23 protein-coding genes are annotated in these 17684 nt (G+C 67.4%); 13 read left to right on the top strand and 10 right to left on the bottom strand.

Annotation, left to right across the window (positions count from 1 at the left end; all coding sequences use genetic code 11):
* Positions 1–9: 9 nt before the first annotated feature.
* Positions 10–1227, top strand: coding sequence for an Rv3212 family protein (locus ABQF30_RS04695; RefSeq protein ID WP_448461483.1), 1218 nt, complete (start codon positions 10–12; stop codon positions 1225–1227).
* Positions 1228–1252: 25 nt separating this feature from the next.
* Here the strand turns inward: ABQF30_RS04695 and ABQF30_RS04690 are convergent, their stop codons facing one another.
* On the bottom strand, positions 1253–1948 hold the full coding sequence (locus tag ABQF30_RS04690) for a PP2C family protein-serine/threonine phosphatase (protein WP_448461481.1): 696 nt from the start codon (positions 1946–1948) through the stop codon (positions 1253–1255).
* A 7-nt stretch (positions 1949–1955) separates the two neighbouring features.
* On the bottom strand, positions 1956–2753 hold the full coding sequence (locus ABQF30_RS04685) for a ParA family protein (protein ID WP_448461480.1): 798 nt from the start codon (positions 2751–2753) through the stop codon (positions 1956–1958).
* Positions 2754–2811: 58 nt separating this feature from the next.
* On the opposite strand from ABQF30_RS04685, the gene ABQF30_RS04680 reads away from it, so the two are divergent.
* The 3 genes from ABQF30_RS04680 (at position 2812) to ABQF30_RS04670 (ending at position 5049) form a co-directional block, all read left to right on the top strand.
* Positions 2812–3423: an acid phosphatase gene (locus ABQF30_RS04680; protein WP_448461478.1), complete on the top strand. Its 612-nt coding sequence runs from the start codon at positions 2812–2814 to the stop codon at positions 3421–3423.
* Positions 3420–4508, top strand: coding sequence for an isochorismate synthase (locus ABQF30_RS04675; RefSeq protein WP_448461476.1), 1089 nt, complete (start codon positions 3420–3422; stop codon positions 4506–4508). The genes ABQF30_RS04680 and ABQF30_RS04675 overlap by 4 nt, the downstream gene beginning before the upstream one ends.
* A 61-nt stretch (positions 4509–4569) precedes the next feature.
* Positions 4570–5049, top strand: a complete 480-nt coding sequence (locus tag ABQF30_RS04670) for a GNAT family N-acetyltransferase (protein ID WP_448461474.1) — start codon at positions 4570–4572, stop codon at positions 5047–5049.
* A 4-nt stretch (positions 5050–5053) separates the two neighbouring features.
* Here the strand turns inward: ABQF30_RS04670 and ABQF30_RS04665 are convergent, their stop codons facing one another.
* Together ABQF30_RS04665 and aroQ are read right to left on the bottom strand one after the other, a co-directional pair.
* Positions 5054–5431, bottom strand: coding sequence for a hypothetical protein (locus ABQF30_RS04665; protein ID WP_448461473.1), 378 nt, complete (start codon positions 5429–5431; stop codon positions 5054–5056).
* Positions 5428–5865, bottom strand: a complete 438-nt coding sequence (gene aroQ / locus ABQF30_RS04660; RefSeq protein ID WP_448461471.1) for a type II 3-dehydroquinate dehydratase — start codon at positions 5863–5865, stop codon at positions 5428–5430. The genes ABQF30_RS04665 and aroQ overlap by 4 nt, the downstream gene beginning before the upstream one ends.
* A gap of 119 nt (positions 5866–5984) precedes the next feature.
* Here aroQ and ABQF30_RS04655 point away from each other — a divergent pair, with 119 nt between their 5' ends.
* The 3 genes from ABQF30_RS04655 to whiB1 all read left to right on the top strand — a co-directional run bounded on the left by ABQF30_RS04655 (position 5985) and on the right by whiB1 (position 7876).
* Positions 5985–6377: a YchJ family protein gene (locus ABQF30_RS04655; protein WP_448461469.1), complete on the top strand. Its 393-nt coding sequence runs from the start codon at positions 5985–5987 to the stop codon at positions 6375–6377.
* A gap of 34 nt (positions 6378–6411) precedes the next feature.
* Complete coding sequence (locus tag ABQF30_RS04650) at positions 6412–7374, top strand: diacylglycerol/lipid kinase family protein (RefSeq protein WP_448461467.1); 963 nt, start codon at positions 6412–6414, stop codon at positions 7372–7374.
* A gap of 247 nt (positions 7375–7621) precedes the next feature.
* Positions 7622–7876, top strand: a complete 255-nt coding sequence (whiB1, locus tag ABQF30_RS04645) for a transcriptional regulator WhiB1 (RefSeq protein WP_036440068.1) — start codon at positions 7622–7624, stop codon at positions 7874–7876.
* 142 nt (positions 7877–8018) lie between these two features.
* On the opposite strand, the gene ABQF30_RS04640 is transcribed toward whiB1, so the two are convergent.
* Positions 8019–9518 (bottom strand): two-component system sensor histidine kinase PdtaS, encoded by a 1500-nt coding sequence (locus ABQF30_RS04640; RefSeq protein WP_448461466.1) that lies wholly within the window; start codon positions 9516–9518, stop codon positions 8019–8021.
* Between the two features lie 38 nt (positions 9519–9556).
* Complete coding sequence (locus ABQF30_RS04635) at positions 9557–9772, bottom strand: biotin/lipoyl-binding carrier protein (protein WP_029373615.1); 216 nt, start codon at positions 9770–9772, stop codon at positions 9557–9559.
* Positions 9773–9913: 141 nt separating this feature from the next.
* On the opposite strand from ABQF30_RS04635, the gene ABQF30_RS04630 reads away from it, so the two are divergent.
* On the top strand, positions 9914–10006 hold the full coding sequence (locus ABQF30_RS04630) for a 50S ribosomal protein bL37 (RefSeq protein WP_109749001.1): 93 nt from the start codon (positions 9914–9916) through the stop codon (positions 10004–10006).
* A 69-nt stretch (positions 10007–10075) separates the two neighbouring features.
* Here the strand turns inward: ABQF30_RS04630 and rsrA are convergent, their stop codons facing one another.
* Both rsrA and ABQF30_RS04620 read right to left on the bottom strand, forming a co-directional pair.
* A complete protein-coding gene (rsrA, locus tag ABQF30_RS04625) occupies positions 10076–10390 on the bottom strand; it encodes a mycothiol system anti-sigma-R factor (protein WP_448461463.1) in 315 nt (104 codons plus the stop codon).
* The gene (locus ABQF30_RS04620; RefSeq protein ID WP_448461461.1) at positions 10387–11034 is read right to left on the bottom strand and encodes a sigma-70 family RNA polymerase sigma factor; all 648 of its coding nucleotides are present in this window, start codon (positions 11032–11034) and stop codon (positions 10387–10389) included. Before ABQF30_RS04620 ends, rsrA begins: the two co-directional genes overlap by 4 nt.
* 216 nt (positions 11035–11250) lie before the next feature.
* Between ABQF30_RS04620 and ybaK the strand changes: the two genes are divergently transcribed.
* The 4 genes from ybaK (at position 11251) to ABQF30_RS04600 (ending at position 14072) form a co-directional block, all read left to right on the top strand.
* Positions 11251–11742, top strand: a complete 492-nt coding sequence (ybaK, locus tag ABQF30_RS04615) for a Cys-tRNA(Pro) deacylase (protein ID WP_448461459.1) — start codon at positions 11251–11253, stop codon at positions 11740–11742.
* Between the two features lie 23 nt (positions 11743–11765).
* Positions 11766–12293 carry a M15 family metallopeptidase gene (locus ABQF30_RS04610; protein WP_448463454.1) on the top strand — a complete coding sequence of 176 codons (528 nt, stop codon included), beginning with the start codon at positions 11766–11768 and terminating at the stop codon, positions 12291–12293.
* Between the two features lie 61 nt (positions 12294–12354).
* Positions 12355–13200 (top strand): SDR family oxidoreductase, encoded by an 846-nt coding sequence (locus tag ABQF30_RS04605; RefSeq protein WP_448461457.1) that lies wholly within the window; start codon positions 12355–12357, stop codon positions 13198–13200.
* An 83-nt stretch (positions 13201–13283) separates the two neighbouring features.
* Positions 13284–14072 carry a class I SAM-dependent methyltransferase gene (locus tag ABQF30_RS04600; RefSeq protein ID WP_448461455.1) on the top strand — a complete coding sequence of 263 codons (789 nt, stop codon included), beginning with the start codon at positions 13284–13286 and terminating at the stop codon, positions 14070–14072.
* Here ABQF30_RS04600 and ABQF30_RS04595 read toward each other — a convergent pair.
* Together ABQF30_RS04595 and ABQF30_RS04590 are read right to left on the bottom strand one after the other, a co-directional pair.
* Positions 14066–15574 carry a DUF7782 domain-containing protein gene (locus ABQF30_RS04595; RefSeq protein WP_448461453.1) on the bottom strand — a complete coding sequence of 503 codons (1509 nt, stop codon included), beginning with the start codon at positions 15572–15574 and terminating at the stop codon, positions 14066–14068. The genes ABQF30_RS04600 and ABQF30_RS04595 overlap by 7 nt on opposite strands.
* Positions 15571–16317, bottom strand: coding sequence for an SOS response-associated peptidase (locus tag ABQF30_RS04590; protein ID WP_448463452.1), 747 nt, complete (start codon positions 16315–16317; stop codon positions 15571–15573). The genes ABQF30_RS04595 and ABQF30_RS04590 overlap by 4 nt, the downstream gene beginning before the upstream one ends.
* A 47-nt stretch (positions 16318–16364) precedes the next feature.
* On the opposite strand from ABQF30_RS04590, the gene aroA reads away from it, so the two are divergent.
* On the top strand, positions 16365–17681 hold the full coding sequence (gene aroA / locus ABQF30_RS04585) for a 3-phosphoshikimate 1-carboxyvinyltransferase (RefSeq protein ID WP_448463450.1): 1317 nt from the start codon (positions 16365–16367) through the stop codon (positions 17679–17681).
* The last annotated feature ends 3 nt before the right edge of the window (positions 17682–17684 follow it).

Below are 17684 nucleotides of genomic sequence, written 5' to 3'. Positions count from 1 at the left end.
CACGACCCGATGGTCAAACCTGAACGCCGCACCCGCGGCGATATGGTCGCGGCCGCTGCCATCGTCGCGGTCATCGCCGTCGCGGCCGGGCTGATCTGGTGGACCAGTGATGCTCGGGCGACGATCAACAGGCCCGCCGCTTCGCCGGTGCCCGCCCTGACCCCGGCCTCCGCCGTTCCGGCCGGCCTGCGCCAGCTGTGGGCAACCTCGAGCCCGAAGACCACCGCCCCGGTCATCGCCGCCGGCTCGGTGGTGACCGCGGACGGCCGGACGGTCACCGGCCGTGATCCGGTCAGCGGTGCGGAGCTGTGGAGTTACGCCCGCGACGTCGAACTGTGCGGCGTCACCTCGGTCTATCAGTACGCGGTCGCGGTCTATCCGGATGTCCGCGGCTGCGGTCAGGTCAGCACGATCGACGGCGAGACCGGTCGCCGCGGGCCGGCCCGCACCGGCTACGCCGACCCCGACGTCCGGTTGTCATCGGACGGCGTCACGGTGCTGTCCGCCGGGGACAGCCGCCTGGAGCTGTGGCGTTCGGACATGGTCCGGATGATCAGCTACGGAGCGCTGGATGCCCGGATCAAACCGGACGTTCCGGCCACCCCGGTGTGCCGGAAGCTGTCGGCGGCCGCGAGTTCCTCGGCCGTGTCGGTGCTGGAATCGTGCCCGAAGAAGAAGGACCTGCGGTTGACGTTGCTGCGGCCCGCCGACGAGGAAGACACCCCCGAGGTGCGTTACGTCGAGCTGCCGGGGATCACCGACGAGTCGGGCGCGCAGGTGATCGCGGTCTCGGAGACCACCACCGCGGTGTACGTGCCGACGCCGAAGCCGACCGTGAACATCATCGACGAGACCGGCGCAACGGTCGCCAGCACGCTGCTGGCCGAGCCGGCCGTGCCGCAGGCCACCACGACGCGAGCCGGCAACCTCATCACCTGGTGGACGGGTGACTCGGTGCTGGTGTTCAGTGCTTCCGGTTTGCGCTACAAGTACACCGTCACCCCGTCAGGGCCCCACGTGCCGGTCGGACCGGCCACCGTGATGGCCGGGCGCCTGCTGGTGCCGGTCGACGACGGCTACGACGTGTTCGATCCGGGGACCGGCGCGGGTGAACGGCACATCACGCTGGCCCGCAAACCCAGCGTGTCACCGGTGGTGCCTGCGGTGGCCGGTACTGCCCTGCTCGAGCAACGGGGCACCGAATTGGTGGCGCTGGGCGCCGGATAGGGATCCGCGTGCCGGTCGGCCCGGATCAGCCGATGTCGATGATGACGACGCTGGTGTTGTCGCTGCCGCCGGCGTTGTTGGCCACCTCGACGAGCCGCCGCGCCGCCATCTCGGGTTCGGCCGTGTTGGCGGCCTCGACGATCGCCGATTCACCGGCAGCCGCGAACAGCCCGTCGGAGCTGATGAGCAATCGGTCGCCGGGACGGCATTCGATGTCGAGAAGATCGGGGTGAATCTGCGGGCCGATGCCGAGGGCCCGGGTCAGCAGATGCCGCTGCGGGTGAAATCTGGCCTGATCCCGGGTGATCTCACCGGCTTTCACCAGCTCACCCGCCACACTGTGATCGTCGGTGAGCTGAACCATCCGGCCGTCCCGAATCCGGTGCAGCGGCGAGTCACCGATGTTCACCACCAGTGGCCCGCCCTGTTCGGGTTCGAAAACCGCGACGACGGTCAGCGTCGCGCCCGAGACCGCGCCGTCCCCGGTGACGAACTCCCACACCTGCTGATTGGCCCGCTGCACGGCGGCGATCAGGCCGTCGCGGTCCGGTGCTTCGGCGAAACCGGCGGCCAGCGCTTCGAGCGCGATCCGGCTGGCGTGCTCACCGAGCACCCCGAAACCGTCGGCGACGGCGTACAGAATGCCGTCAGCCAGCACGGCATCCTGGTTGCTCTCCCGGACCGGCCCCTGGTCAGAGGCCGTGGCTGCGGTCAACACCATGAGACGACTACCCCACCGCCGGCGTGAAGGTCGGCAGCTTCTTGCCGGACTTCCAATGCTTGAGCAACGCCTCGGCGAACTCGCGGTAGGCCAGCGCGCCTTTGGTCTTACGGCCTGCCAGTACCGACGACCCTGACGCGCTCGCCTCGGCGAACCGGACGGTGCGGGGAATCGGCGGCGCCAACACCGGCATCTCGTACCGGTCGGCTACATCGAGCAGCACGTCCCGGCTGTGCGTGGTGCGCGAATCGTAGAGTGTCGGCAGCGCGCCGAGCAGCTTCAGGTCGGCATTGGTGATCTGCTGGACGTCGGAGATGGTGCGCAGGAACTGGCCGACACCCCGATGTGCGAGGGTCTCGCACTGCAGCGGCACGATCACCTCGGTCGCGGCCGTAAGACCGTTGAGGGTGAGCACACCCAGCGACGGCGGACAGTCGATGATCACCACGTCGAAGTCGTCGCCAAGCTTGGATAGGGCCCGCTTGAGGGCGTATTCCCGCCCCGCTCGCATCAACAGCATGGCCTCGGCGCCGGCCAGGTCGATGTTGGCCGGCAGCAGGGTCATCCCCTCGTCGGTCTGCACCAGCGCAGCATTCGGTTCGACTTCCCCGAGCAGCACCTCGTGCACCGACACCGGCAGCTTGTCGGGATCCTGCCCCAACGAGAAAGTCAGACAGCCCTGCGGATCCAGATCGACGAGCAACACCCGTCGGCCCTTCTCCGTCATTGCCGCGCCCAGCGACGCCACCGTCGTCGTCTTGGCTACCCCACCCTTTTGATTGGCGACCGCTAATACTCGCGTCACGTGTTCATCCTGGCACGCTCGCGGCGACAACGGCTCGGCGTGCGGCAGAATCGCCGGTGTGACGGTCCAGCAGCACCGCCTTATCCTGCTTCGCCATGGTGAGACCGAGTGGTCGAAGTCAGGCAGACACACCAGCCGAACCGACCTCGATCTCACCGATACCGGGCGCGAGCAGGCCAAGCTGGCCGCGGAGGCGCTGGCCGACCTGCAGCTGGACAACCCCCTGGTGATCAGCAGCCCCCGGCGCCGCGCAGTGGTCACCGCCGAGCTGGCGGGGCTGGCAGTCGCCGAGATCGATCCGCTCCTCACCGAATGGGACTACGGCTCCTATGAAGGGCTGACCACCCCGCAGATCCGCGAGACCGTGCCGGATTGGCGGGTGTGGACGCATGGCTGCCCCGGCGGCGAGAGCATCGCAGAGGTCGCCGCGCGCGCTGACCGCGCCGTGACACTCGCGTTGGGACACCTGGAGGCGCGGGACGTGGTGTTCGTCGGACATGGCCATTTCTCCCGCGCGATGCTGAGCCGTTGGGTGGAACTTCCGGTATCCGAAGGGATTCGGATCTCGATGGTGGCTGCCTCGATCGCCGTGTGCGGTTTCGAGCACGGCATCCGTCAGATCTCGGCTCTTGGCCTCACCGGCCACGTCAACCCGTGCCTGCCCCGATGACGCCCTCGTTCGTCCTGGCCGGGCCGACGGGTGCAGTGATCGCCGAGGGCGTCCGGACCGGCTTCACCGACATCACCGATGCGGGTGCCGCGTTGCGCTCGGGGTCCGCGTCAATCGTGTTGGGCGCATTGCCCTTTGACCTGAACGCGCCGGCCGCTCTATATGAGCCCGACACCGTCCGGTTCAGTGACGCACTGCCCGAATGGGCGACGGGTCCGGCGCCGACACTGCGCGACCGCGAGACCCTGCCGTCCAGTGCAGTGCATCGCGAGCGCGTGGCCGAAGCGGTGCGCCGGCTGCGGGCCGCGGAGACCGCCCTGGAAAAGGTGGTGCTGGCGCGTGCCCTGCGGCTGACCGCCGAATCCGCATGGGATTCCCGCGCGGTGTTGCGCCGACTGGCGAACGCCGATCCGGTCGCCACGGTGTATCTGGCGGACCTGTCGCCGGCCGGCGGGCGGCACACCGGCACCGCACTGGTGGGCGCCAGCCCGGAGTTGCTGGTCGCACGCGACGGCGAAATGGTGATCTGCCAGCCGTTCGCCGGCTCGGCACCACGATCGGCCGATCCGGAAACCGACCGGGCAAACGCCGCAGCCCTCGCCACTTCCGGCAAGAACCGTCACGAGCACCGGCTCGTCGTCGACGTCATGCGCAAGGCGCTGGACCCGTTGTGCGTGGACCTGCAGATCGCCGCCGAACCGGAACTGCACGGTACCGACGCGCTGTGGCACCTGAGCACCCCCATCCGGGGGCGCCTGCGGGAAAAGCGCACCACCGCAATTGATCTCGCCGTCGCCCTACACCCGACCCCGGCGGTCGGCGGGGTGCCCACCGACCGCGCGGCAGCGCTGATCGGCGAGCTCGAGGGCGATCGGGGCTTCTACGCGGGCGCGGTCGGCTGGTGCGACAAGAACGGCGACGGCCGCTGGGTCGTGTCGATCCGATGCGCAGTATTGTCAGCCGATCGCCGCACTGCGCTGGCCTACGCCGGCGGCGGGATCGTCGCCGAATCTGACCCGGATGACGAAGTCGACGAGACCACAACAAAATTCCGGACGATCCTGAAGGGACTGGGGGCAGCATGAGCGACGCTTGCGAGCGAATCATCGACCAGCCATGCGGCGGCGGAGCTTGCGAGGCCGTCGCATGAGCGAGCTGATCCGCCGGGCACAGCCCGGCGACGAGGTCGAGATCACCGCAATGATCCGCGAACTGGCCGAATTCGAACAGGCCGCCGACGAATGCACGGTTACCGAAAAGCAAATGCATACAGTGCTTTTCGGCAACAAGCCGATTGCCTACGCGCACATGGTCGAGATCGATGGGCAGGTGGCCGCCACCGCGGTGTGGTTCCTCAACTTCTCCACCTGGGACGGCGTGGCCGGCATCTACCTGGAGGATCTCTATGTGCGGCCGGCATTCCGGCGGCGTGGCCTGGCCCGGAAGTTGTTGTCCGTATTGGCCCAGGAATGCGTCGACAGCGGCTACTCGCGGCTGAGTTGGGCGGTGCTCAATTGGAACGTCAACGCCATCGCGCTCTACGACGCAGTGGGCGGCAAGCCGCAGACCGAGTGGACCACCTACCGGGTGTCCGGGCCGGAACTCACCACGCTGGCGGCCGGCTGAGCTGTCAATCCCGGCTCGTAACCCATTGCACCGCAGACGGACTGAACAGAATTCCCAACGTCAGCAGTGCCAGCAGGGCGACCAGGACGCCGTAGACGACGTGATGTGACGTGACGACGTACCACGCCACCGGCAGTAGCAGCAGGTTGGTCAGCACCGCGATGCCGCGCCCCCACCGCCGCCCGGTCATCAGCGCCCAACCACCGGCCAGCACGCCGGCGCCGATGAGGACGAACCAGATCGCGGTGCCGTACCCGCTGACAACGCTCTGATCGGCTCCGCCCACCGCGCGCACCAGCAGGACGACGGCCATCACAAACGCCGCCACTCCCTCGGCCGCGGTCAGAAATCCCGCGTACCGCACCGACGGCGGTTGGATCACGACACCCGCCCCGCGAAGTGGCGCACCGCGTACTCGTAGCCGGCAGGCCCGGCGCCGGCGATCACGACGTCGGCCACGGCCGACACATACGAGTGATGACGGAACGCTTCCCGGCGGTGAATGTTGCTCAGGTGCACTTCGACGACCGGAAGCTCCACCGCGGTCAATGCGTCGGGAATCGCGACCGACGTGTGGCTGTAGGCGCCGGGGTTGATGATGATGCCTGCACAGTCGGTGCGGGCGGCGTGGATGGCGTCGATCAAGACACCCTCGTGATTGCTCTGCACGGCTCGCACCTCGAACCCGAGTTCGGCGGCCAGCGCGGTGACCGACTGCTCGATGTCGGCCAGCGTGGTGGATCCGTAGATCTCGGGCTGCCGGGTGCCGAGCAGGTTCAGGTTCGGGCCGTTAACGAGGAGCAGGCGATCGGTCACCTCCGTACGGTACCGACGCCGACCCGCTGGGCGGCAAGGCGTATCGGCGTGTTATCGGTGCGGCTGCCGTCATAACCGCCGACCGATGGATGAACCCGGTGAGCTGAGACACTTGCCGCGTGCCGAGCGAGCAGCGCTGCCCCTGCGGATCGGGTGACGAGTACGCCGACTGCTGCGGGCCGCTGCATCGCGGCGAGCGGGTGGCCGCCACCGCTGTCGCGCTGATGCGCTCGCGCTTCAGTGCGTTCGCCGTCGGTGACGCCGATTATCTTCTGGCCACCTGGCATCCCCGCACCCGTCCGGCGAGCCTGACGCTCGACGACGGCGTCACCTGGCGCCGGTTGCAGATCGTCGACACCGACGCCGGTGGCCGCGACGACACCGACGGCGTCGTCGAATTCCGGGCCCAGTATGCGGCCGACAACGGCAAGCGCCACATCCTGCACGAGCGCAGCCGGTTCGCCCGGGTGGCGGGCCACTGGCGGTACGTCGACGGCGACCTCCACGACTGAGCCCATACATCTGCCGCGGTTAGGCTGGTGCCCTGTGCGTGCCGTGCTGATCGTCAACCCGAACGCGACCTCGACCACCCCGGCAGGGCGTGACCTGCTCGCCCACGCGCTGGAAAGCCGGGTGACGCTGACCGTGGCTCACACCGACCATCGAGGTCACGCCATCGAGATCGCCAGGGAGGCCGCCCGCGAGGGGGTGGACGTGCTGATCGTCCACGGCGGCGACGGCACGGTGAACGAGGTGGTCAACGGAGTTCTCCCGGGCTGCGGCACCCGCCCCGAAGCGGGCACCGCGCCCGCGATCGCGGTGGTGCCGGGCGGCTCGGCGAACGTGTTCGCCCGCGCCCTCGGGATCAGTCCCGACCCCATCGAAGCCACCAACCAGCTCGTCGACCTGCTCAGCGGGTACCGGATGGGTCGCGATTGGCGGCGGATCGCCCTGATGGACTGCGGCGAACGTTGGGGCGTGTTCACCGCCGGGATGGGCGTCGACGGTGACGTGGTGGCTGCCGTGGAGGCTCAGCGGGCCAAGGGGCGCAAGGTCACCGCGGGCCGGTACATCCGGGTGGCGGTGCGGGAGATGCTGGCCAGCGTGCGCAAGGAGCCGTCGCTGACGCTGCACCTGCCGGGCACCGAGCCGATCAGCGGCGTGCACTTCGCGTTCGTGTCCAACTCCAGCCCTTGGACGTATGCGAACACCCGACCGGTGTGGACCAACCCGGACACCACCTTCGAGACCGGGCTCGGGGTGTTCGCGACGACCAGCATGAACATCTGGGCGAACCTGCGCCTCGTGCGCCAGATGGTTTCGACCAATCCGCGCATCACCGGCAAGCATCTGATCCGTAACGACGACCTCCCGACGGTCACCGTGACGAGTGACACGCCCGTTGCGTGCCAGATCGACGGCGATTACGCCGGATTGCGCGAAAGTATGACGTTCACCGCGGTGCCGGAGGCTTTGAGCGTGGTGGCACCGCCAGCGAAAACCCGCTGAGCTGCAATGATGGCCCGAAGTGGATCAAATTAGGGCGTAAGTGGGTTCAGTGTAGTACAACCGAGTGAGGGTTCTGGTAACAGGCCTGGGCAGTGACATTGCCCACGTGTTAACTCGCTGCTATTGACATCTGTTCAGCCTGTGAAAGCATCGATGCAACAGTGCAGAAACATTTCATGTGCACGCGTTAACAGCCGAAGAAAAAAGCTCGTGCGTCTTGCTGCGCACTTAGTGAGGAGTTAGATCAATGGATTGGCGCCACAAGGCGGTCTGTCGCGACGAGGATCCGGAACTGTTCTTCCCGGTGGGAAACAGTGGGCCGGCGCTCGCCCAGATTGCTGACGCGAAGCTCGTATGCAACCGGTGCCCGGTGACCACCGAGTGCCTCACCTGGGCCTTGGACTCCGGCCAGGACGCAGGCGTGTGGGGCGGGATGAGCGAGGACGAGCGTCGCGCGCTCAAGCGTCGCAACGCCCGTACCAAGGCACGCACCGTAGTCTGAGCCAACGCCCAGCTCTGAAGAGAAGCACTACGGCCCCGACGAAATAGTCGGGGCCGTATCTCTTTCTCGACGAATTCAGCAGCAAATTGCGTAATCGGCATCACATTGCTTTGCCGGAACCACCTATTTCATAACCGCAGTCTCACTGGACACCTCGGCTGCGCCTGCCGATCGGCACCCGCAGCACCACGTCGGTGCCGCCGGTGGGCACATCGTGCATACCAAGGGAGCCGTCGAGCTCGGCCGATACGAGCGTCCGGACGATCTGCAAACCCAACCGGTCGGATTTCTCCAGGCTGAACCCGTCCGGCATGCCACGGCCGTCGTCGTGCACCACGACGTCGAGCCAGCGCGCCGACCGTTCGGCCCTGATCGTCACGCAGCCCTGGAGCCGGTCGGCGTCGAATGCGTGCTCGATGGCGTTCTGCACCAGCTCGGTGATCACCATGATCAGCGCAGTGGCGCGATCCGCGTCGAGCACGCCCAGATCCCCCACCCGGTTGATCCGGATGGGGGTGTCCACCGACGCGACGTCGTTCATGATCGGCAGGATCCGGTCCACCACCTGATCCAGGTTCACCTCTTCGTCGACCGACATCGACAGCGCATCGTGCACCAGCGCGATGGACGACACCCGGCGCACCGATTCGATCAACGCCTCTCGAGCCTCGACGTTGTTGGTGCGCCGGGCTTGCAGACGCAGTAGCGCCGCGACGGTCTGCAGATTGTTCTTCACCCGGTGGTGGATCTCCCGGATGGTGGCGTCCTTGCTCAGGAGCGCCCGGTCGCGGCGTTTGACCTCGGTGACATCGCGGATCAGCACCGCGGCGCCCACAGCCTCGCCGTGCACGACCAACGGCAGCGTGCGCAACAGCACCGCGGCACCACCCGCGTCGACCTCCATCCGCATGCTGGACCCACCGGCCAGCGAGTCCCGCACGTGGTTGGCCAGTTCTTGGGCCTCAAACGGGTCGGAGATCAACGGGCGGGTCACCGTGACCAGGTTGTGCCCGTCAAGCTCGGACGCAAGCCCCATGCGGTGGTAGGCCGAAATGGCGTTGGGGCTCGCGAACACCACGTCACCGACCTCGTCGAGCCGGATGAACCCGTCGCCCACCCGGGGACTGGAGCGCGACATGGCCAGATCGCCGACGTTGGGAAACGTGCCCTCGGACAACATGTGCAGCAGGTCGCTCGCGCAGTCCAGATATGCGCCCTCCAGCGGGCTGGCCAGGCGCCGTGCCGCCAACGCGGTCTGGTGGGTCAGCACCGCGACCACGTCGCCGCGGTGCCGCACCGGGACTGCTTCTACCTTCAAGCCCGGCGCATTGTGCGAATGTTGTTGCGCCGCATCGCTTCCCCTGCCGATGGCGCCGGATTTGAAGGCGGTGGTGACCACCGGGAGATCCTCGGCGGCGGCAAGCGAGCCCACTGAATCGGCGAGCAAAACCGTCGGGGCGGTATTGGGCCGCACCTGAGCGACGCACACCAGCACGTCGTCGTCGCGGCGCACCCACATCAGGTAGTCCGCAAACGACAGGTCCGCCAACAGCTGCCATTCCCCGACCACTGCGTGCAGATGATCGACGGCACTGCCGGGCAGGATGGTGTGCTCGGCGAGCAGATCACCGAGGGTGGACATCAGCTACCACGCACGTGAGGAGCACATGGCGCCCAGGATTAGTCGATGACCGCGATGAGGTCGCCCGCCTGGATCACGTCGCCCTCGGCGACGTTGACCTTGGTGACCGTGCCGGCCACCTCGGCGAGGACCGGAATTTCCATCTTCATCGACTCGAGCAGCACCAGGGTGTCCCCCTCGCCGATCTGATCGCCCTCGTGAACCACGACCTCGAGCACACTGGCCACGATTTCTGCGCGAACGTCCTCGGCCATCTTCACCCCACTTCACTCCGGCTGCGTATCGCCGACTGCCTCTGCCTACCGGTGTACATCGAACCACAAGCCGGGGTGGACAGCGGTGTCGCCGGGCCATGAGACACTAGGGGGCAAGCTCTAACCGTCTGGAGGAACATCATGGCCAAGCGTGGCCGCAAGAAGCGTGACCGTAAGCACTCGAAGGCGAACCACGGCAAGCGCCCCAACGCCGGTTCGAAGGCAGTGCGCTAGCCGCTTCGGCGAACCATCACCGCCCGGCTCCCTTGGGAGGCCGGGCGGTTCTGTTGGTCCTGTGCTCTGTCAGCTCCGGTAGATCGTGGTGCGACTGATTTCGATGCGCAGCCGCTCACGCAAGCTGTCCGGGGCCTTTTCACCACTGCACTTGGCCGCGATGAGCCGCTTCACCCGTTCCTCGACCCCGTAATGCCGCAGGCAGGCCGGGCACTCTTCGAGGTGATGCTTGAGCTTGTCGCGGCTTTCCGGCGTGCATTCGCCGTCCAGCAGGGTCCATACCTCGGCGATCACCGCCGCGCAGTCGGGATGCTCGGGGTCAACCGGCCCGACCGGCGGGGTCCAACGCTCGCTTTCGTCGAACGACTCACGGCTGTCAGTCATGAGATGACCTCCTCCCGCTCGCCAAGTTGCCGGCCCCGGAGAAATCCGCGATCCCTGGCCACGTCGGCCAGCAGCTCACGCAGCTGCTTGCGGCCGCGGTGCAGTCGGGACATCACCGTCCCGATGGGCGTATCCATGATCTCGGCGATCTCCTTGTAGGGGAACCCTTCGACGTCGGCGTAGTACACCGCCATCCGGAATTCTTCGGGCAGAGCCTGCAGAGCTGCCTTGATCTCGGTGTCCGGCAGTGCCTCCAGCGCCTCCACCTCCGCCGAGCGCAGACCGGTCGACGAATGCTCGGCATTCGCCGCCAGCTGCCAGTCGGTGATCTCCTCGGTCGGATACTCCGAGGGCTGCCGCTGCTTCTTGCGGTAACTGTTGATGTAGGTGTTGGTCAGGATCCGGTACAGCCACGCCTTCAGGTTGGTGCCCTCGCGGAATGACCGGAAACCGGCATAGGCCTTGACCATGGTTTCCTGCAGCAGATCCTCGGCATCGGCCGGGTTGCGCGTCATGCGCAGCGCGCCGCCGTAGAGCTGATCCAGCAATGGGATGGCATCCCGTTCAAAGCGTGCGGTCAGCTCGGCATCGGTCTCGTGCGGCACCTGCGGCGTCTCGGGCTCTGCCCGGTCGACGTCAGACATCGTGGGAAACACCTTCCCTTCAGTTGCGGCGCCACCTAACGAGCCGGGATACCACCCGGCATCCACGGGACGTTCCAGGCACACGGTTGGCACCAAAATCCCTCCTCCGATCCTAGAGCGTGCTACCGACATGTAGCGCGCAGCGCCGGTCAGGCGCCGATGCTGACAGCAATAACAGCACGGGAGGGCACAACTGTTCCCGGTTACGCTGTGCGCGTGGCACGCGCAGCAACTCCAGCCATCGCGGCCCTCGTGGCCGCGGGCATCGATCACGAGGTGGTGGCCTACCACCACGATCCACGCAACGAATCGTTCGGCGCGGAGGCGGTGGCCGAGCTGGCCGCCGCCGGAATCGCCGCGGAACAGGTGTTCAAGACCCTGGTGATCGCACTGCCGAAGGGGTTGGCCGTGGCGGTGCTGCCGGTGCCGACCAAGTTGTCATTGAAGGCCGCTGCCGCCGCGCTGGGCGTGCCCAAGGCCGAGATGGCCGATCCGGCCGCCGCCCAGCGGTCCACCGGATACGTCGTCGGCGGTATTTCGCCCTTGGGGCAACGTAAACCGCTGCCCACGGTCGTCGACGTGTCAGCATTGCGGTTCTCCAAGGTGCTGTGCAGCGCGGGCAAGCGCGGCTGGGATGTGGCGCTCGCACCGGCCGACCTGATCCGGGCGACCGGCGCCGTGACAGCCGAAATCAGCGCTGTCGCTTGAGTAAGGTGGTCACGGTGATACGGATGGCGCTCGGTGTGGTGGCGGTCGCCGCCGCATTCGCCATGACTGCGCCGCAGCCACAGATCCAGTTGGTCGACGACACCACCGCCATGGAGCAGGGCGACGGATCGCTGGCCACCGGTCAGACCCTGACCCCGTTCGACGTACAGAATCCGGCGATCTACCGGCTCGACCCGCGGCTTTTGACGGCCCTGCAGAACGCCGCCAATGCAGCCGCTGCCCAGGGCATCACGATGACCGTCACCTCGGGCTGGCGGACACCGGAGTTCCAGCAGAGCCTGCTCGACGACGCGGTGCGGACCTACGGCAGTGTGGCGGCCGCGCGCCGGTACGTACAGACTCCGGCGGCATCCCGGCATGTCACCGGCGAGGCGGTCGACATCGGCGGCGTGGAAGCCGACCACTGGCTCATCGCCAACGGATCGCGATTCGGCCTGTGCCAGGTCTATGCGAACGAACTGTGGCATTTCGAGCTGGTCGCCGATCCCCTCGGCAACTGTCCGCCGCTGCTACCCGACGCAGCCGGCTGACCATTCGGTGACGGGCACCAAGTCAGAGTGCCGCGAATGGCCGCGGAATAGGGTTGGCCGCATGACACTGTCCGGGAAGACCATGTTCATCTCCGGCGCCAGCCGCGGTATCGGCCTGGCGATCGCCAAGAAGGCCGCGGCCGACGGCGCCAACATCGCGCTGGTCGCCAAGACCGCCGAACCGCATCCCAAACTCGAAGGCACCGTCTACACCGCCGCCAAGGAGATCGAGGAAGCCGGCGGGCAGGCGCTGCCGATCGTCGGCGATGTGCGCGACGGCGACTCGGTTGCGGCGGCGGTGGCTGCTGCGGTGGACCAGTTCGGCGGCATCGACATCTGCGTCAACAACGCCTCGGCGATCAATCTCGGCTCCATCGAAGAGGTGCCGCTCAAGCGCTTCGACCTGATGAACGGCATCCAGATCCGCGGCACCTACGCCGTCTCACAGGCCTGTATCCCGCACATGAAGGGTCGGGAGAATCCCCATATCCTGACGCTCTCGCCGCCGATCCGGCTGGAATCCGAATGGCTCAAGCCGACGGCGTACATGATGGCGAAGTTCGGGATGACGTTGTGCGCGTTGGGCATTGCCGAAGAGATGCGGGAAGCCGGGATCGCCTCCAACACGCTGTGGCCACGCACCCTGGTCGCCACCGCGGCGGTGCAGAACCTGCTCGGCGGCGACGAGGCGATGGGTCGGGCCCGCAAGCCCGCGGTGTACGCCGACGCTGCATACGCGATCTTCACCAAGCCTGCCCGCGAATACACCGGCCAGAGTCTGTTGTGTGAGGACGTGCTGCTGGAGTCCGGTGTCACCGACCTGTCGGTGTACGACTGTGTGCCCGGCTCCGATCTCGGCGTCGACCTGTGGGTGGACACCCCCAACCCGCCGGGATATGCCCCCTAAAAGCCTGCCGAGTGGCCAGTTATGGCACGTCAAATCGCCTGCAGCATGCCATAAGTGGCCGCTCGACGGACTACAGTCGATCTGTGCCTGAACCCAAACCCACCAACTGGGCCGCCGGCCGCTATGACGCCGTCGCCGAACGCATCGCAGTCATCGCAGGCGAGGTGGTGGCCGCGGTCGACCGCCGTCGAGAGATCCGCGATACCGCGGTGGTCGACCTCGCCTGTGGCACCGGAAGCGCAGCGCTGGCGGCCGCAAATGCCGGAGCCCGCGTCACCGGGGTCGACGTCACGCCCGAACTGCTCGAGATCGCGGCATCGCGTCCGGGCGGCGAGGCGGTGAGTTGGGCGGCCGCAGATGCCGCGCACACCGGTCTGCCCAGCGGCACCTTCGATGCCGCGGTGTCGAACATGGGCATCATCTTCGTCGAGCCGCAGAGTCTGGTTTCCGAGGTGAGCCGCTTGCTCAAGCCGGGCGGCATCTTCGGGTTTTCGTCATGGATCCACGACGATGCGGGCAGTCCGTTCTTCACGCCGATTGTCGCCACGCTCGGGCAACCGCCCGCGTCGGACTACTCCCCCGACCAATGGGGCGACGCCGACATCGTCCACTCGCGGCTGGCGGCCGGCTTCGACGACGTCGACATCCAGACCGGCACGCACACTTGGCAATTCGACTCGCTGCCGGCTGCCGTTGCCTTCATCGAGCACGAGTCACCGATGCATGTCGATCTGCTGGGCCGCCTCGAATCCGAGCAGCGCGCAGAACTTCTCACGGCGTTCGAAACCGCCCTCGCCGAGTGCGTCGCCAGCACCGGCCAGGTGTCGTTCACAAGCCCGTATCTGGTGGCCACGGCGCTCGGGCGTCACTGAGCCTGATACAGGATTCCGCGTCCGATCGCCTGTCGAACCTCCGGGAGCGCGGCTTGGGCCAGCGCGGCGGCGTCGACGCCGTGGTGCGTGGCGAGCAGTTCGATCAAGGTGCCGAGTGGGACTTCGCCGCGGCAGCCGGCCAGCAGTGCCCGGAGCACTTCGTCGACGCCGATGACCGCAGCCGGCCCGCCCGGGCGGCGCACCGCCGCCCCGACCTGTTGCCAGCCGTCTGGCCCGGGAAGCGACTGTTCCTCCAGAAACACCGGCGCCGTCGAGAGCCGGGCCGCCAGCAGCTGATCGTCGGAGACGTCGCGAAGATAGGCGCGCCGCGCGAAGAACGCCGCCACCTCCGGCCCGGTGATCAGCTCGTCGGCGCCGGTGATCTCTTCGAGAATCTGTTCCGGAAGTTCACCGGGGAGCGGGGCCCGCAAGGAAATGAGCCCCATGCCGACACCGGCGATGTTCTGCTCGGCGAACCAGTCCAGCCATTCGCCGCCGCGGTGCGCGGTCTGCTCCGGCGTCTCACCGGCATCGGCCAGCCACAGCGAGACGTAGCTGACCGGGTCGGCGAGCTCGCGCTGCACCACCCAGGCGTGCAGGCCGGTGCCGGCAAGCCAGCCGCGTACCCGGTCCCGCCAATCGGCATCCGGTCGCACGATCCAGTTGGCCATGATGTGCGCGCTGCCACCGGGTACCAGATGGTCGCCGACCTGCTCGATGAGGTTCTGGCACAACGCATCTCCGGCGATTCCCGAATCACGGTAGATGTAGTCACGGGCACCGGCACCCACCACGAACGGCGGGTTGGAGACGATCAGGTCGAACCGCTCCCCCGCCACGGGCTCGAACAGGCTGCCGCGCCGCAGATCCCATGACATGCCGTTGAGGCGCGCGGTGGCCGCCGCGAGCATCAACGCCCTCGCATTGGTGTCCGTCGCGACGATCTCGGCGCAATGCCCGTCAAGGTGCAGCGCCTGGATGCCGCAGCCGGTGCCCAGGTCCAGCGCGCGGCCCACCGGTTCGCGAATCACCGCGCGCGCCAACGACACCGACGCACCGCCGATCCCGAGGACATGGTCATGCTGCACGGGCCCGCTGCGCATCGCGGCGTCCTGATCCGACACCACATACAGATCCCGCGTGCCATCGCTGTGCGGGCGAATATCAAGTGCCGCGCGGGCGGCACCGGCCGTCAGTTCGAGCACCCCGTTGGCGGCCAGCGCCTCGAGCGGGGTCGACGGAAACGCCGCCTCGACCTGTGAGCGGGCTGCGTCGACGCCGAGCAGAAAAAGGCGCACGAGCACGGCCAGCCGTTGCCTCGCAGGTGGTGCTGCATGCGTGGCACGCAGCGCCGGCCACCACACGCCCCTGCCGAGTGCCGCATTCGCGTCGGCCCCCAACAGGTCGGCCACGCCGTCGGTGGTGTATCCGGCCGAGCGCAGGTCGGCGCCGATATTCTCGAGAAGGCCGGAGTCGATGACACCGTCATCAAGCCCGCTCAAAACAACGCCGATTCGGGTTCGGCCGGCTCGATCAACTCGGGGCCGTTGTTGCGCACGCTGTTGACCAACCGCGACACCTCCCGGATCTCGACGCGGTCCAGGTCGCCGTGGCCGCGCAGCAGCCCCTCGTCGATGGGCGCATCGGGATCGAGCCAGCGGTCCCAGTCACCTGCACTGATCATCAACGGCATCCGGTCGTGAATGTCGGCGAGCGGCCCGGCGGCATCGGTGGTGATGATGGTGCAGCTCAGCAGCGGAGGCGTGTCCTTCGGTGCTCCCGCAGGCCGCCATGTCGTCCACAGTCCCGCCATGAACAGCGGCTCGCCGTCGGCGCCGTACATGTAGAAGGGCGTCTTCTTGCCTTTCTGGCCCTTCCACTCGTACCAACCGTCCATCGGCACCAGGCAACGCTTGTTCTTCGCGGAATTACGGAACGCCGGTGAGCTGGTCACCTTGTCGGCACGGGCATTGATCAGCAGTGGGCCCTTGTTGTCGGGACTGCCGTCCTCGGCCGTCTTCACCCACGGCGGGATCAGCCCCCATCGCATCGACCGCACCCGCCGCGTCGATTCGTCGTCGGGTTCACTGTGCCGTTTGACCACGCTGCTGATGGTCGTGGTCGGGGCCACGTTGTAGTTGGCTGTGCTCGCCTGGCCGGCCGCACTTGCCGTGCTCTCATCGATGGCCTGGATCTTCTGCGCCAGCAGCGCCGGATCGGTGGTGACCGCGAAACGTCCACACATGAGGTCCATGGTTCCAGAGTCGACAGACAAGGCAGGATATAGGCGTGATCGAACGCGGACGTGAGGAGCGCAAAAGGCACTGGCCTGCCCCGTCGACAACTGTCCCGGTCGACGCGACGGTGACAGTGCCCGGCTCGAAGTCGCTGACCAACCGGGCGCTGGTCCTGGCGGCGCTGGCCACCCCTCACGGTCCGTCGACCGTCAGTGGTGCGTTGCGCAGCCGCGACACCGATCTGATGATCGAGGCGATCCGGACATTGGGCGTCACCGTAGACGACGGCGCCGACGACACGACGGAGCTCACCGTGAGCGGGCATATCGCGCCGGCCCCGGATGCGCGCGTCGACTGTGGCCTGGCCGGCACCGTGCTGCGGTTCGTGCCGCCCGTCGCCGCGCTGAGCACAGTGTCTGTCACCTTCGACGGCGACGAACAGGCCCGCGCGCGGCCGATCGCACCGCTGCTGGCCGGCCTGCGCGGACTGGGCGTCGAGATCGACGGCGACGGACTGCCGTTCGCAGTGCGCGGTCGCGGCGCGGTCCCCGGCGGCACGGTGGAAATCGACGCGTCGGGTTCCTCGCAGTTCGTGTCAGGGCTGCTGCTGTCAGGCGCGGCCTTCACCGATGGGCTGACGATCGTGCACACCGGCGTCTCGGTGCCCTCGGCCCCGCACGTGGCGATGACGGTAACGATGCTGCGCAACGCCGGCGTGCAGGTCGACGACAGCGTGGCCAACCGTTGGCAGGTACACCCAGGGCCAGTGGCCGCGCGCGTGTGGAGCATCGAGCCGGATCTGTCCAACGCCACGCCGTTCCTGGCGGCGGCCCTGGTTACCGGCGGCACCGTGCGGATCGCGGGCTGGCCTACGGTCAGCATTCAACCGGCAGACACCATCCTTGCCCTGCTGGCCAAGGTGAATGCGACTGTCCAACAGACTGATTCGCATCTCGAAGTCAGTGGCGCCGATACCTACGGCGGCTTTGAGGCCGACCTGCACGATGTCGGTGAACTGGCACCCACGGTGGCGGCGCTGGCCGCGCTGGCCCACGAAGGATCGACCTCGCGGTTGCGCGGGATCGCTCATCTGCGCGGCCACGAGACAGACCGACTGGCAGCGCTCACCGCGGAGATCAACGGCCTCGGCGGCGACTGCGCCGAGACCGACGACGGCCTGCTCATCACCGCTCGTCGGTTGCACGGCGGAACATGGCGGTCATACGCCGACCATCGGATGGCCACCGCCGGCGCCATCATCGGACTTCGGGTGCCCGGCGTCGAGGTGGAAGACATCGAGACGACGGCCAAGACGCTGCCGGACTTTCCGCTGATGTGGCTCGACATGCTGGCCGGCGGACCGAGGGAATAGAGC

This window comes from Mycolicibacterium sp. XJ870 (assembly GCF_053483975.1).
This window is presented reverse-complemented; position numbering and strand designations above follow the sequence as displayed.